This is a genomic window from Nitrospirillum pindoramense, from assembly GCF_007827955.1.
Lineage (GTDB): Bacteria > Pseudomonadota > Alphaproteobacteria > Azospirillales > Azospirillaceae > Nitrospirillum > Nitrospirillum amazonense_B.
The window spans coordinates 90,186-104,856 of record NZ_VITR01000012.1; the positions used below are offsets into that span (position 1 = coordinate 90,186).

A 14,671-nucleotide genomic window follows, 5' to 3' on the forward strand; every position below is an offset into this window, starting at 1 on the left:
CCTCAGGCCGCTCGTATTTCCGCCAGGAAACGCACCACCTCGGACCGCAGGGCGTTCGACTGGCTGCCCAGGGAGCGGGCGGCGGCCAGCACCTGCGAGGCGGCGGTGCCGGTCTCGCCCGCGGCCCCGGTCACCCGGGCGATGTTGGACGACACCTCCTCGGTGCCCTTGGCCGCTTGGGTGACATTGCGGGCGATTTCCAGCGTGGTGGCGTTCTGTTCCTCCACCGCCGCCGAAATGGTGGCCGAGATGCCGTTGACCTCCTCGATGGTGCCGCTGATGCCCTGGATGGCGGTCACGACGCCGCCGGTGGCCGCCTGCATCTCCTGAATCTGGCGGGCGATGTCCTCGGTGGCACGGGCGGTCTGGTTGGCCAGGCCCTTGACCTCGCTGGCCACGACGGCGAAGCCCTTGCCGGCGTCACCCGCGCGCGCCGCCTCAATGGTGGCGTTCAGGGCCAGCAGGTTGGTTTGGCCGGCGATGGCCTGGATCAACTCCACCACCGTGCCGATGCGCTGCGCCGCGTCCGCCAGCCCCTGGACCAGGGCGTCAGACTGGGCCGCCGCCTGCGCCGCCTCTGACGCCACGGTGCTGGACCGGGCCGCCTGGCGGCTGATCTCTTGAATGGAGCTGGTCATCTCCTCCGCCGCCGAGGCGACGGTCTGCACATTGGCGGAGGTCTGTTCGGCCGCCGCCGCGGTAGCGGTGGCCTGGGCCTTGGTGCGCTCGGCCACATCGGCCATACCCTGCGCCGTCGAGTCCAGCTGAGTGGCGGCGCCGCTGACCGCCTCCAGGATGCCGGCGACAGCGCCGTCGAAACCCTGGACCAGACGGTCCACCGCCTGGGCGCGGCGCAGCTTCGCCTCTTCCGCCTGCCGCTGTCCGGCCGCCAGCCGGTCGGCCTCGATGGCGTTCTGCTTGAACACCTCCAGGGCACGGGCCATGGCGCCAACCTCGTCCCGCCGCTCCAGTCCGTCAACCGTGATGCCCCGGTCGCCCTCCGCCAGGCGGCGCATGCGGTCGGTCAAGGCGGCGATGGGGGCTGCGATGGCCCCCGACAGCATCAGTGCCGCCAGGATGGCCACTACCACCGCAGCGATGCCGCCCAGGATGGTGGCCCAATAGGTGGTGTGGAACGCGGACTGCTGCTCATCGTGGCGCTGGTCCAACAGGCCCCGCTCGGCCGTGGCGATCTCGGCCACCTTGGCGCGGATGGCGTCCATCTGCGCCTTCCCGCCGTTCACCGATTCCACCGTACGCGCCTGATCCCGCTGATCCGTCTTCATCAGCGCCACGAGCTCTTCAGCGTACTGGTGGCGCCAGGCCCCAGCCAGACGGTCGATCTCATCCAGGCGCCGCTGCTGGGCCGGGTTATCCGCCGTCAGGGTGCGCGCTTCGGTCATCGCCCGACCGTAGGCGTCGGCCCCGGTCTTGTAGGGGGCCAGCACCGCCTCATCCGCCGACACAAGATACCCACGCAGGCCGGTTTCCTGGTCGACCAGGGCTGCAAGCGCCGCATCGACAGCGTCCAGCACCTTGTAACTGTGGGTCGTCCACCGGCTGCTGTCCTGGATGAAGGACACTCGGGCGTATGTCAGGCCGCTGACCGCGAAGGAAACGACCAGCACGAGGGAAAAGGCGACCGCCAGCTTCCCCAAGATGCGAAGATTGCTCAGGAATGTCATGACGCGCTCCACAGGGTGATTTGTACCCAAGGATTACGTCAATAAGTTACATTCGAAGCCACACGACCTTGGTTTTGTACGAATGTGGTATCCCCTCCGATAGATAGTGACGCTATGTCACTTCGGATTAGCCCGGCGGCCCTCGTTCCGCCGAACGGCTAATCCGGTTGATCGGTCACAGCGGGCTGAGGGCTCGTCACCAGCCGGCGCAGCCGCGCCAGGGTGCGGGTGAAGACGCCGTTGTCGTTCAATGCCCGCGACAGCACCAGGGCGCCCTGGATGCCGGCCACCACCTCCTCCGCGTCGGCTTGCGCCTGCATGGGTTCGCCGCCCGCCCGTACCAGGGCGCTCGCCAGGGCCTGGACCCAGGCGGCGAAATAGCCATGCACCTGCTCGGCGAACAGGTCGCGGGCATCGCCCAGGGCGAAGACGCCCACGACGCACACCCGCTGGCCCGACCGGAAATAGGCGTCCGTGGCCTGGAACATGGCCTCCACCGCCGCCAAGCCGCCGCCCTCCGTCTCCAGCGGATCGAAAACGTGGGTGCGGAACCAGCCGTCGATATGGGCCAGCACCGCCTCCGCCATCTCGGCCTTGCCGCCGGGGAAGAAGTTGTAAAGGCTGCCCTTCCCCAGGCCGGTGCGGGCCGTGATGGCGGAGAGGCTGGCGCCCTCGAAGCCATGGTCGCGGAAGACTTCCGCCAGGACGGGAATCACGTCCTGGCGGTCGGCAAGCGTACGCGCCATGCTGTCACAGCCCCAGGTCGCTGAGACCGGGATGGTCGTCGGGGCGACGGCCCAGCGGCCAATGGAACTTGCGTTCCGACTCCTTGATCGGATGCTCGTTGATGCAGGCGTGGCGCGCCCGCATCAGCCCGTCGGCGTCGAACTCCCAATTCTCGTTGCCATAGGCGCGGAACCAGTTGCCGCTGTCGTCACGGTACTCGTACGCGAAACGTACGGCGATGCGGTTTTCCGTGTACGCCCAAATTTCCTTGATCAGGCGATAGTCCAGTTCCTTGGCCCACTTGCGGGCCAGAAAGGCCTCGATGGCGGGGCGGCCGGTGACGAACTCCGCCCGGTTGCGCCAGCGGCTGTCCACCGTGTAGGCCTGCGCCACCTTGGCGGGGTCGCGGCTGTTCCAGCCATCCTCGGCGGCGCGGACCTTCTGAATGGCAGTATCCAATGTGTAGGGGGGGAAAGGCGGACGGGACATGGGAACCTCCAAAGATCAGGGTTTGCATCAACAACATTGTACCGATCGGTACGTTGTTGACCAATTGGTACAACGCCACCGATCCCGTGGCAAGAGGTCTTTTTCATCCCGTCCTATTTTGGCGGGCGCCGATCCTCAGGCGACGGCGCGCTGGGGAACCGCCACCGCGACCAGATCCTCGATGCTGACCAGGGGCATGCCGTGGGTTTCGGCATAGACCACCAGGTCCGGCAGGCGGGCCATGTCGCCGTTCGGCAACATCACTTCGCACAGCACGCCGGCAGGCGCGCGGCCGGCGCGGCGCATCAGGTCGATGGTGGCCTCGGTATGGCCCCGGCGGGCCGCCAGCCCACCCGGATGGGCGCGCAGGGGAAAGACGTGGCCGGGACGGGCCAGGTCATCGGGCTTGGCGCCGGCGGCGATGGCCGTGCGGATGGTGGTGACGCGGTCAGCGGCCGAAACGCCGGTGGTGACGCCGGTCTTGGCCTCGATGCTGACGGTGAAGGCGGTGCCGTAGCGCGAGGAGTTGGCCCCCACCATGGGCGGCAGGTCCAGCGCACGGGCGCGTTCGTCGGTCAGCACCAGGCAGACGATGCCGCTGCAGTCACGGATCAGCAGGGCCATCTGCTCCACCGTCAGGCTGTCAGCGGCGTAGATGACGTCGCCTTCGTTCTCACGGTCGGCGTCGTCGACGACAATGACGCCCTGGCCCGCCTGGATGGCGGCCACGGCGCGGGCCACCCGGGTTTCGGCATCGCCGAAGCGGGACAGCAGATCATCGTCATGGGCGGATATTTGGGAAATCTGACTCAAGGGTCTCACTCCGTTCAACAGTCGGGCGAGCCTGAATCAGGGCAAAAAGAGATCGTGGGCGGACGGCGTGTCCCCCCGGGGCAGGCCACCATGCGCGTGCGCCCGGCCGCCCCGGGCCCGGCAAGGCCCAAGGGGGTTTGCGCCCGCGTACCGCAGGCCGGCTCATCCTCTTCCATCCGGACTGTAACCGTCGGCCCCGGCGTTTCACCGGGTCTGCTGACCCCGTCGGCGTTACCGCCCCCGGGCGCTCGCGGGCTCCCCCTCCGTCAGGAGGGGATACCGCCGGTCGGGATTTTCACCCTGCCCTGAGAACAAGCGTATCGCCATCCGGCGGCGCCGGATGACAGGTTGATAGGACAACCATGCGCCCGCCCTGTCAACAGGGGGCATGGTTTGAATTTCCTCATGAGCCTTATGACGCGCCGGACGCCCACACCATGCGGTCCAGGAAACCAAGGGCGGGACCGGCGGTGCGCGGCAGGCCCTTATAGCGGGCCACCGGCTCCGGCACCGTGCGCAACACGTGGGCGAGCTGGGCCGCCTCTGCGCCGGTCAGGTCAGCCAAAGCGCGCTGATAGGTGCGGATGGTGAACAGGATGGCGCCGGTGGCGGGCAGGCGGCGCAGGGTCTGGCGCTCGATGCGCAGAAACAGACGGTGCCCCGCGTTGTCCGGCGTGAGGGCGGCATCGGCGGCGGTGTGCGCCACCTCTTCCGGCTGGAACAGGGCGGGGTCGTCGTTCAGGCCCCAGTTCATGCGCCATACCGGCCGCTCCGGCGCCAGGGTTTCCAGGAAGCGGTCCACCGGCCGCCCCAGTTTTTCGCCGTACAGGGCCACGGGCGCGTGGATGCCAGCCAGGGGGCGCCCCAGCTTCTCCCGCAGCCGCCAACGGTTGGGGAAGCACAGCACGGCGGCCGCCAGAATGGGCGCGCCGTCGTCACCGGGCAGCAGCAGGCACAGATCCTCCGCCACCAGCCGGCCGGCGACCTCCAATGGATTGGGGCCGGCCACGTCCAGGTCCCACACCTCTCCCGTCAGGTGGCAGGTGAGGCGGCGGCCGTCGCGGACATAGGCGCCGGGGATGTGCCGGGGCAGATGGTCCGCCATCAATGCCAGCACTTCCGCCTGGGCATCGTGGCTGCCCGGCAGGAAGCCGGTCACCGCCCCGTACCGCTGCGCCAGCAACGCCCGCCGCTCGGCCAGCAGCGCGGGACAGCTGTCATCCACCATCAGCCAACGGGCGGGGTCCAGGGCCATGAGGCCCATGGCCATGCGCCAGTCACCGCCGTCGAACGGCCAGCACGGTTGTTCCGGCGGCAGGGTCCAGGCGGCCACGCCTTACACTTCCAGGGGCGCGAAATCCTCGGGCAGTTCGGCCAGCGTCGGCTCGGCGATGGGGCCGACCTCCGCCACCAGGGTGCCCCAGGACCAGCCGACGCCGAAGCCGGCCATGAGCAGCTTTTTCGGACCTTCGGCCAGCATGGGCCCCAGCCGGTGGCAGATGGCCAGGGGCACCGAGGCGGAGCTGGTGTTGCCGAACTTTTCCATATCGATGAGAAAGCGTTCCGGCGACGCGCCGATCTTTTTGCGGATATGGTCCAGCATCATGCGGTTGGCCTGATGCGGGACAATCATGTCGATATCGTCCAGGGTCACGCCGGCATGCTCCATCGCCTCGCGCAGCAGCGGCGGCACGGCACGCAGGGTGAAGGTGAACACCTCCGCCCCGTTCAGGTGCAGGCGGGCGTCACGGTAGAGGCGCTTGTGCTCCTCCTCCGACCAGGGCTCCTCGCCGGGAATCAGGCAGTCGCGCTTGCCGCCGGCCTTCACGAAGATGTGCTTGGCCCCGCTGCCGTCCGTGCCCAGGATGGCGTGGATGGGCGGCGCGTCGGCATCCACCTCCAGCGCCGTGGCGCTGCCGGCGTCGCCGAACAGGGGCAGGGTGGCGCGGTCATCGGGCCGCAGCCAGCGGGCGGAGTTGTCGCCGGCCAACACCAGCGCGCGCCGCGCCGTGCTGCCGCCCAGCAACCGCGACGCCATCCAGGTGCCATAGGCGAAACCGGAACAGCCCAGCGGCACGTCGAAGGCGGCGGCGGTGGTCGGCAGGCCCAGGCGCCGCTGGATGACGGCGGCGGTGACGGGCAGGACGTAGTCCGCGTCCTGACTGACGAAGATCAGCAGGTCGACGGAGGCCGGGTCCCAGTCCAGCTGCCGCATCAGGCCCTCGGCCGCCGCCACGCACATGTCGGACGCCATGTAGGGCCGGGGCAGCAAGCGCCGTTCCGCCACGCCGATGGTGGCGTGCAGCTTGCGCGCCTCTTCCTCGGTGAACAGGGTGTGGTCTTCCAGATAGGAATGCCGTTCCTTCGGCACCATGGCCCGGAAGCCCTTGATCCGCACGCCTTCGACGATGGCCTTCACTGCAACCCGCCCTGAGAGAAGTGTCCTGAACTGCTATAGTATGGCCATTCCCGCCCCGATGCCAAAGGCCCTCTGTTGATCGCGCCTTCCCCACTCGCCGGCCCCACCGTCCTGATCCGCGCCGACGCCACCGCGTCGATGGGCACCGGCCATGTCATGCGCTGCCTGTCGGTGGCGGAGGCCCTGGCTGAGCGAGGGGCGACGCCCCTGTTCGCCGCCGTGGACCTGCCACCGGCCCTGGCGCGGCGGCTGGACACCGCCGGTTTCGCCGTGGCCCTGCTGCCGGGGCCGGCAAGCGGGCCCGGGGATCTCGCCGGCCTGGCGGCGGAAATGGTTCACCGGGGCGCCCGGGCCGTCATCCTGGATGGCTATCATTTCACCGACGCCTATCGGGCCGGGTTGGCGGCCCGCATGGCGACCCAGGGCGCGCCGGTCATGGCCTTCGATGACGGGCCAGGCACCCGGCCCCTGCACGCCGGCCTGATCGTCAATCCGGGGGCCGCGGTGGACCAGGCGGCCTATCGCGCCGCGAACCCGGATGCCGTGCTGGCGCTGGGCCCCGCCTACGCCCCCCTGCGGGCGGAGTTCCGCCGGGCGCGCGGCCAGGCCCTGCCGCTCTTGGAGCAGCGCCGCCGCCTGCTGCTGACCTTCGGCGGCACCGACCCGGCGGGGCTGACCTTGCCCTGCCTGAAGCGCCTGGCCCCGGCCCTGCCCGAGGGCGTAGGCATGGACGTGGTGGTGGGGGGCAGCAACCCCAACACCGATTGCATCCGCACGGCCGGGGAGAGCTTCCCCAACACGGTGGTGCATGTGGAAACGCCGCGCATGGCAGACTTGATGCGCGATGCCGGCCTGGCCCTGTCCGCCGCCGGCGGCACGCTGGGGGAGTTGGCCTGCCTGGCGGTGCCCATCCTGCTGGTGGTGGTGGCGGACAATCAGGCCAGCAGCGCCGGCGCGGTGGCGGCATCGGCCAAGGCCCGTGTCATCGACGCGCGCGGCATGGACAAGGCGGAGGCGGCTGAGCGCATCACGGCGGCCACCCTGGCGCTGTGGGCCGATAGCGACGCCCGTGCGGCCCTGAGCCACCGCATTGCCGATGGGCAAAGTGTGGATGGAATGGGCGCGGTGCGGATCGCCAGCGCCTTGCTGGACATGGCGCAGGCGTCAGCGGGACAGGCGTAGCGTCACCTCGACCGCCCGGCCGGGCAAGGCCCGGGCGGTGACCAGGCCGCCGTTGCGGCTGGCCACGATCTCGCCCGCGTTGGCATCGCCCTGCATGATGGCCAGGGCGTTGGTCAGATTGCTGCCGCGCACGATCACCTCGACACCCTCGCGGGGACGCAAGGTCAGCGTGGCGCCCAGCAGGTGGACGGCGGGCAGCGCCAGGGTGTTGGCGTCATCGCCATAGCGGCGGCCCAGGAAGCGCCAGTCCGCCTCAAGCGACACGGCGCCGTCGGCCAGGGTCAGCTGGGGCCGCAGGCTGGTCATCACCCGGGGGATGCGGCGGGGCAGGTTGCCATCGAAACTGCGGATGGCCTGCCCGCCATCGTCCAGGGTGTCATGGAAGACGTAATGGGCGAAGCGGGGGTCCTGCAAGGTCGCGGTGGCGGAGACGGAGAGCGGTTCCAGCGGCCGCCAGCTTCCCTCCAACTCCACGCCCACGGTGCGGGCCTGGGCGTTCAGCCTTCGGCGCACCAGGGCGCCGAAGGCGTCAGTGTACTGGTCACCGAAGGAGATGTTGTCGAAATCATTCCAGAACAGGGTGGCGTAGGCCGCCGTCGCCACCGTCTCATGGCTGACGCCCAGTTCGGCCTGGCTGACCCGTTGCACGACCAGGCCATCGGGCGTCACGGTGTTGCGGAAGCTGCCGATCCCGGGGTCGCGGAAGGTGCGGGTTCCGCGCAGGAACAGGCCGGTGTCCTCCGCCACCCGCCACGACAGGCCGGCGGAGGCGGCGGTGGCGTCATACCGCCGGCCGAATCCCTGATACTGTCCCGTGCCCTGGGCCACCGCGTTATCGGCCAGCGCCGCGGCACCGCCCACATCCACGGTCTGCACCCCCTCCACCACACCGGAAAAGGCCTGCCGCTCCTGGCGGACGCCCAGGTCCAGGCGCCAGTCCGGGGCCAGTTGCCATTCGTCGGCCAGGTACAGGGCCAGGGCCCCGGTGTCCCCGGCCGTATGCTCATAGGTGGCGTTCTCGTTCAGCACGCCGCCATCCGTGACCTGGCCCAGAACCCGCCCGGCGGCGTCCACCGCGATCACGTCCAGCAGGCGACCCTGGCTGCGCGCCTGGACCAGCGCGCTGGCGATGTGCCGGTGATAGTCCATCCGATCGCCGGCGGCATAAAGCCCGGCGGTCAGGTCATGCGCTTGGCCCCACAGCAGCCGGCGGCCGCTGAGCGACACGTCCAGGATGGCCTCGCTGATGCCAATGTCGGCCTCGGTCGGGGCCACCCGCGCCACCAGGCTGTCCAGCGCGATGGGGCCGTCGCCGGCCTGGGGCTTGGCATACCTGAGGGTGGTCCCGTCGGCCCCGGGGTAGGCGGCGGCCACCTGCGGCCACAGGGTGGCCAGCATGTCGCCGGCCGTCATGGCGGCACCGCTGGAGGCGATGGAATAGCGCCAGGTGTCGGACCGGCGCAGCCGCGCCTTCACCGCCAGGCGGGTGTCCTCATCCACATCCTGGTCCCACAGCATCGTGCCGGCCGTCAGCCGGTTGACGTTGTTATGGCCGAACGGCACCTGCCGGCTGCCGTTGCCATCCTTCAGGGTCAGGGTCCGCAGGTCGGACCCGAACCAGCTGCCGTAGAGCGGATCGAAACCGGGCACGCCGGTGACGCCGTCCGCCGTGGACAGCAGCGGCATGGAGGAGGTGTTGAAGGTGGCGTCGTCCTGGCGCCGGACGTTGAACCGCAGAGTGCCGGTGGGCAGGGCATGCGCCAGGCTGAGACGGACCTGCCCGCCGTCCAGGTCGCTGACATGGTCACGCACGCCGGCGTTGCGGGACCAATACCCGCCCAGGGCCGCGGACCAGCCGCCGCCCGCCGCACCGTCCCCCGCCCCGTCAGTCCCCAGCGGGCCGCCGACATACCCGTCGAACCGGCGCAGCCCCCGGTCCGACACGGTGAGGGCGGCCACCTGCGCCGGTTGGGCCGGCGCGCGGGTGATGAGGTTCAAGGTGCCGCCCACGGCGTTGCTGGCGAAGACGGAGGATGGGCCGCCACGCACATACTCCACACGGTCCACCGTCTCATCCAACCGGAAATACTGGTCCACGTCGGCCCAGGGCAGGCTGCTGTCCTGCTGCACCGGCAGCCCGTCCTCCAACACCGCGACACCGTTGTACCCATCCAGGGGCATGCCCCGGACCCGCATGGTGTTGGCGGCGACGCCGGCCGAGGTGTCGGCCCAAACCCCGGGTATGGCCGTCAGCAGGGCGGCGCCGCCGTCGGACAGGGGCACGCCCCGCAGGGTGGCGTTGGACTGGACACTGAGGGAATAGCTGAGGTCCAGCCGCGACAGCGGCAGAACCCCGCGCCGCCCCGTGACGATCACCTCCGGCGCATCCAGCGGCTCCACCGGCAGGACCGAGGGCGGCGGCGAAACGGCGGCGGGAGCGGCCAGGGCGACACGGCTGACCAGGATGCCGCCGCTGGCCACGCGGCAGTCCAGGGCCAGCGGCCCGCACAGACGGCGCAGCGCCTCTTCCAGCGTGACGGCGCCGGTGACCGCCGCCGCCGTGCGCCCGGCCACGTCATCCGGCCGCACCGCCAAGGGCAGGCCCGCCCCCTCGGCCAGGCGGCGCAGGGATGTTTCCACGGAACCGGCCGGGAGATCCCAGGCGGCACGGTCGGGCACGGACGCCCGCGCGGCGCCGGCCGGGACCAGCGGCACGAGGAAAAGGACGGCCCAGGCGGCGAGGGAGGGGTGACGAAATGCCATGGGGGGGGGGTGCGACGGGCCCGGCGCCCGTCGGGGCCAGGGGCGGAGGGCGGCCCACTATAGGGACCGCGCATGACAATGGCGTGGCATTGCCGCCCGGTGGCGGAAGGTCAGCCCAGCCGCAAACCGTCGCCGCTTTCGCCCAATCGCAAGCCGTAGAGCCCCGCGATCAGCCGCAAGCTGTCCGCCGGCTGATCCAGGCGGAAGCGGCCGCTGACCGCCAGCTTGCCCAGGTCCGGCCGCGCCAACGCCAGCGACCGGGGCGAATAGCGGGCCAGATGGGCCACCACCACATCCAGCCGCTGGTCGCGCACCACCAGCCAACCCTGGCGGAAGGCGTCGGCATCGCCCGGGTCCACCCGGTCGCGGACCACGCCGCCGCCGGCGGCCACCACCAGCCGGTCGCCCGCGGTCAGGTCATGGTGCCGGTCGTCGACGCGGGCCGACGCCCGGCCCGCCGTGACCGTCAGGTCGACCTGGCCAGCCGACCGATCCAGGATGAACGCGCCCTCGGCCGCCTCCACCGCCAAGGACCGGGCCTGGGCGCGCCAGGGCCGGCCCGCCGGCGCCACCCGCACCGCCACCTGGCCGGCGAGCAGATCCAGACGCCGGCCCGCCGTCCCCACCGTCACCCGACTGGCGGCATCCAGGACCAGGGCGCCGCCATCGGCCAGCGCCACCTCACGCCGCTGTCCGATGGCGGTCGCGTATTCATCATTCCGGTCCGGGGCCGCCCGATCCTGGGCCACTTGGCGCAGCCAGGCCCCGGCGCCGGCCAAGGCGGCCACGCCGGCGATGCCGGCGGCCAGCGCCCGGCGCCGGCTGGCGAGAAACGGCCGCGGGACGTCATCGTTGGCCGCGGCGGGCGCCACCTCCGCCAGCGCCTGGGCCAGGGCCGGATCCTTCCACAGGGCCCGGACCTGTTCCGTCGCCCGGGCGTGGGCCGGATCGGCGGCCAGCCAGGCCAGGAAGGCCGCCTGCCGCGCCGGCGTCCAGGGCTCATCGGCCAACACCCAGTCGGCCGCCGCCTCCAGCATGGCCTCGCTGGGAGGGGAGCCGCCGGGGGACAGAGGGGGGGAACCGCCGGTCATGCCGCGCCGTCCTCGCCCATCACGGCGGCCAGTTGGGCCAGGGCCCGGGTCAAATGCTTCTTCACCGTTTCCTCACTGATGCCCATGGCGCGGGCGATCTCCTGCCGGCTTTGCCCCTTGAGGCGGCGGCGCACCACCACCTCCCGACGCTGGGGCGGCAGGGCGCGCAGGGCCGATGTCAGGGCCGCCAACCGCTGGCGGCCCGACACCACCTGGTCCGGGGCCGGCGACGCGCACGGCAGGTCGTCCGCCAGCGGTTCCTGGACGGGGGTGTCGACCCGGTCCAGGATGACGCTGTGGGCGACGCGCAGGGCATAGGGGACGGGCTGGCGGACGTCGCCCTCCCGTACCCGTTCCAGCATGCGGAGCATGGTTTCCTGGTAAACATCGTCCGCCTCGGCCGGATTGCGGATCCGGTTGCGGATGAAGGCCAGCAGCCGGCGGTTGCCCGCCAGCAGGTCGGCCACGATATCGGGATACCCCAAACTCAGCATACGGGTCGGTCCCATTTCCGCCGCCATGATGGGCACCTCCGGCGCGCCCGCCGGATCAGTAGCTGTAGCGCGCGCCCAGCAGGTACTGCGCCCCGCTGCGCGTGTAGCTATAGACGCGGTCACCCTTGGAATCCACGTACTCGTTCTCAGCCTGGTTGGTCAGGTTCACCCCTTCCAGCGTCACCTTCAGCTTGTCGGTGACGTTGTAGAAAAAGCTGACATCCAGGTTGAGGGAGCCGTGATAGCCGGCCACGTCATTGCCATTGCCGCCCGGCACGGAGGCCAGGTAGCCGTCCCGGTAGTTCACCGAGACGCGGCCGCCGTACTTCTCGGTCTCGTAATACAGCGTGGCGTTGGCCGAATTGCGGGACAGGCCCGTCAGGTCGTACATGCCCGTGCCGCCCGACGCCAGCTTGTACTCCGCGCGCGAGTGGGCGTACGTGTAGTTCAGCAGGTATCCCAGGTTGTTGAAGGGCGCCGGCAGGAAGTCCAGCCCCTGCTGGTACATCAGCTCCACGCCATAAACGTTGGCGCCCTGGCCATTGACCGGCTGGTAGAAGGTGTAGCTGACATCGCCGTCACCGGCCGGGACCAGCGACGCGGGCAGACCGGACTGGCTGTACTTCATGGTGGTGACGCCATCGACGATGAAGCTGTCGATCTTCTTGTAGAAGGGCTGGGCGGCCACGATGCCCTGCTTGCCGAAGTACCATTCCGCCGACAGGTCGACCGACGTGGCGCGATACGGGTCCAGGTTGGGATTGCCGAAGGTGACGGTCTTGCCCGAGGTGTTGACGCTGGAGATGGCAGGGACCAGCGAGGACAGCGACGGCCGCGTGACGTTGCGGTTGGCGTCCAGACGCACGCGGGTGTCGGCGCTGGTTTCCAGCACCAGGTTCATGGCGGGCAGCACGTCGGTGTAGTCGCGATGGAAGGACACCGCCGGGAAGGATGGGTCGCGGTCATAGGAGTCGGTGTCGGTCCGCACGACGCGTACACCCACATTGCCGGTGAAGGGCAGGCCGAACAGCTGGCTGCGCCAGTCCGCCTGGACATAGCCGGCCTTGGTGGTTTCCTGCACCCCCTGGGGGAAGCCGGTCCCAACCGGAACGGCCACCGTGTCCAGGCCCAGGGCGCTAGAGACCTTGTTCAGGTCCGCCACGATCCAACGGCTGGGCAGGCCGGAGGTGCCGAGGCCGGTGCCGAAATTATAGGGCACCGTGGTAACGATGCCGGACAGGGCGCTGTCGGTCAGGGACACGCCGCGCAGGTTGCGGCCCAGCAGGTTGGTGATGCTGTCATAGGAGTTGCTGGTGCTGTCATAATTGAAGCGGCGCCAGTCCAGGCCGCTCTTCAGATCCACGTCGCCCAGGCTGTAGGTCGCGTCCACCTGGCCGGTGCCGAAGGTGTTCCCGACCATCTGCCGGCGCAAGCGGGCCTGGTAGAACTGCCAGTCGGCGGGGTTGGTCAGGCCCACGCCATAGGTTTGCTTGGCAACGCGGTCGTTGTCGCGCAGGTCAAAGCTGAAGCTGGTGTTGGGCGACCAGAAATAGGTGCCGGTCTGGCGATCATGGAAGTCGGCCTCCTGATAGCCGCCGAACAGATCCACCTTCAGGTCGTCCGTGGGGCGCAGGTGCGTCTTGAGGCTGGCGGCGTAGAAATCCGTGGTGTCCTGGTACAGTTGGTTGTCCGACCGGATGTCGACGTTGCGGAAGCTGCCCGCGACGATGTTGTTGCCGTCCACCGCCAGGCTGTCGACGATGGTTTGCGGCAGGCCGGTGCCGGCGCCATTGGTGTTGGACGTGGCGAAGGAGAAGGCGTCGAAGTTGTATTCCTCGCGGTCCGTCTTCAGCTTGCCGTACAGCAGGTCCAGGTCCATGTCGATCCAGTCCGCCGGCCGTGCCTGGAAGGCGGCGGTCAGGCCCAGGCGTTTCTGGTCCTGCACATATTCGTCGTAGCGGAAATAGCGCGGGTAATAGAGGGCGTTGGCTGCGGTGGAGTTCAGGCGCGCCTTGATGGCGGGGTCCACGCTGGACGAGACGTTGTTCAGGTTCCAGCCGCCACTGGCCCAGCGCACGGTGCTGTAGCCCTGTTCCACCACGCTGCGCCGGCTGAAAGCGGCGGAGAACAGGGCGCCGTACTTGCCATCGCCGAAGGTGTCGGAAATCAGCAGCGCCGCCCGGGGATCGACCTCGCCCGAGTTCTCGCCATAGGCCATCTTGGCGGCGGTGGAGAAGGTGAACTTGTTGTAATCGAAGGGCTTGGGCGTCCGCAGATCCACGGTGCCGGCGATGCCGCCCTCCTCATCCTGGGCGGAGGAGGATTTCAGCACATCCACGCGATTGAACAGTTCCGCGGCGAACAGGTTGAAATCGAAGGAGCGGGAACGGTTGGTGCCACCGCGGGCGTCGATGCTCTGGGTGGTGCCCAGGGCTTCCATGCCGTTGATCTTCACCAGGGTGAAGTCGGGCCCCAGCCCGCGCATGGAAACCTGCCGCCCCTCGCCGCCGTCGCGGGTGATGGTGATGCCCGGCACGCGCTGCAACGCCTCGGCCACGTTGAGGTCGGGGAAAGCGGCCACGTCGTCGGCCAGGATGCTTTCCCGGCTGCCAATGGCGTCGCGCTTCAGGTCCAGCGCGCGGGCGATGCTCTGCTTATAGCCCGTGACGACGATCTCATCCAGATCACCGCCGGCATCATCGGCCGCATATGCTGATCCCATGACGGCAAAGGCGCAGGACGCCAGTAATCCGCCGAGGAATTTGGTAATTTTCTTGGTATTATAGCGCATGATTTCCCCCAATCACGGTTAGATCGACTGAGGAAATTTTCCTTTGTGCCAGTTATTTATTACGTATATTTGGCACTGTTTATTATTTATTTGTTAAGGGACTTTCTGCCACCGCGCCTCCCGCCGCCCTCGTTAGGTAAGAGGGCGGCGGGAGGCAAAAGGGGACAGGGGGAATGAAAAAAAAATCCCGACGCGGGCGCGGCGCCGATACGCTGGTG

11 protein-coding genes and 1 riboswitch are annotated in these 14,671 nt (G+C 69.3%); of the genes, 1 reads left to right on the plus strand and 10 read right to left on the minus strand.

Features of this window, described 5'->3' with window-relative positions; all coding sequences use genetic code 11:
- Positions 1-2: 2 nt before the first annotated feature.
- The 6 genes from FBZ90_RS19540 to FBZ90_RS19565 form a co-directional block, all read right to left on the minus strand.
- Positions 3-1,685 carry a methyl-accepting chemotaxis protein gene (locus tag FBZ90_RS19540; RefSeq protein WP_145734669.1) on the minus strand — a complete coding sequence of 561 codons (1,683 nt, stop codon included), beginning with the start codon at positions 1,683-1,685 and terminating at the stop codon, positions 3-5.
- A gap of 158 nt (positions 1,686-1,843) precedes the next feature.
- The gene (locus tag FBZ90_RS19545) at positions 1,844-2,431 is read right to left on the minus strand and encodes a TetR/AcrR family transcriptional regulator (protein WP_145734670.1); all 588 of its coding nucleotides are present in this window, start codon (positions 2,429-2,431) and stop codon (positions 1,844-1,846) included.
- A gap of 4 nt (positions 2,432-2,435) precedes the next feature.
- Positions 2,436-2,900, minus strand: coding sequence for a nuclear transport factor 2 family protein (locus FBZ90_RS19550; RefSeq protein WP_145734671.1), 465 nt, complete (start codon positions 2,898-2,900; stop codon positions 2,436-2,438).
- Between the two features lie 135 nt (positions 2,901-3,035).
- Positions 3,036-3,704 (minus strand): 3,4-dihydroxy-2-butanone-4-phosphate synthase, encoded by a 669-nt coding sequence (gene ribB, locus FBZ90_RS19555; RefSeq protein ID WP_211102209.1) that lies wholly within the window; start codon positions 3,702-3,704, stop codon positions 3,036-3,038.
- A gap of 169 nt (positions 3,705-3,873) precedes the next feature.
- Positions 3,874-4,030: riboswitch (FMN riboswitch) on the minus strand.
- Positions 4,031-4,125: 95 nt separating this feature from the next.
- Positions 4,126-5,046: a heme-dependent oxidative N-demethylase family protein gene (locus tag FBZ90_RS19560; RefSeq protein WP_246130532.1), complete on the minus strand. Its 921-nt coding sequence runs from the start codon at positions 5,044-5,046 to the stop codon at positions 4,126-4,128.
- Between the two features lie 3 nt (positions 5,047-5,049).
- A complete protein-coding gene (locus tag FBZ90_RS19565; RefSeq protein WP_145734672.1) occupies positions 5,050-6,132 on the minus strand; it encodes a 3-oxoacyl-ACP synthase III family protein in 1,083 nt (360 codons plus the stop codon).
- Between the two features lie 75 nt (positions 6,133-6,207).
- Between FBZ90_RS19565 and pseG the strand changes: the two genes are divergently transcribed.
- Positions 6,208-7,314, plus strand: a complete 1,107-nt coding sequence (pseG, locus tag FBZ90_RS19570; RefSeq protein ID WP_145734673.1) for a UDP-2,4-diacetamido-2,4,6-trideoxy-beta-L-altropyranose hydrolase — start codon at positions 6,208-6,210, stop codon at positions 7,312-7,314.
- Here the strand turns inward: pseG and FBZ90_RS19575 are convergent.
- The 4 genes from FBZ90_RS19575 to FBZ90_RS19590 all read right to left on the minus strand — a co-directional run bounded on the left by FBZ90_RS19575 (position 7,297) and on the right by FBZ90_RS19590 (position 14,384).
- A complete protein-coding gene (locus FBZ90_RS19575; RefSeq protein WP_145734674.1) occupies positions 7,297-10,077 on the minus strand; it encodes a TonB-dependent receptor in 2,781 nt (926 codons plus the stop codon). The genes pseG and FBZ90_RS19575 overlap by 18 nt on opposite strands.
- A gap of 110 nt (positions 10,078-10,187) precedes the next feature.
- Entirely contained in the window at positions 10,188-11,168 is a 981-nt protein-coding gene (locus FBZ90_RS19580) for a FecR family protein (RefSeq protein WP_145734675.1), read from the minus strand.
- Positions 11,165-11,677 (minus strand): RNA polymerase sigma factor, encoded by a 513-nt coding sequence (locus FBZ90_RS19585; protein WP_211102196.1) that lies wholly within the window; start codon positions 11,675-11,677, stop codon positions 11,165-11,167. Before FBZ90_RS19585 ends, FBZ90_RS19580 begins: the two co-directional genes overlap by 4 nt.
- Before the next feature lie 40 nt (positions 11,678-11,717).
- On the minus strand, positions 11,718-14,384 hold the full coding sequence (locus tag FBZ90_RS19590; RefSeq protein WP_186455932.1) for a TonB-dependent receptor: 2,667 nt from the start codon (positions 14,382-14,384) through the stop codon (positions 11,718-11,720).
- Positions 14,385-14,671: the final 287 nt, after the last annotated feature.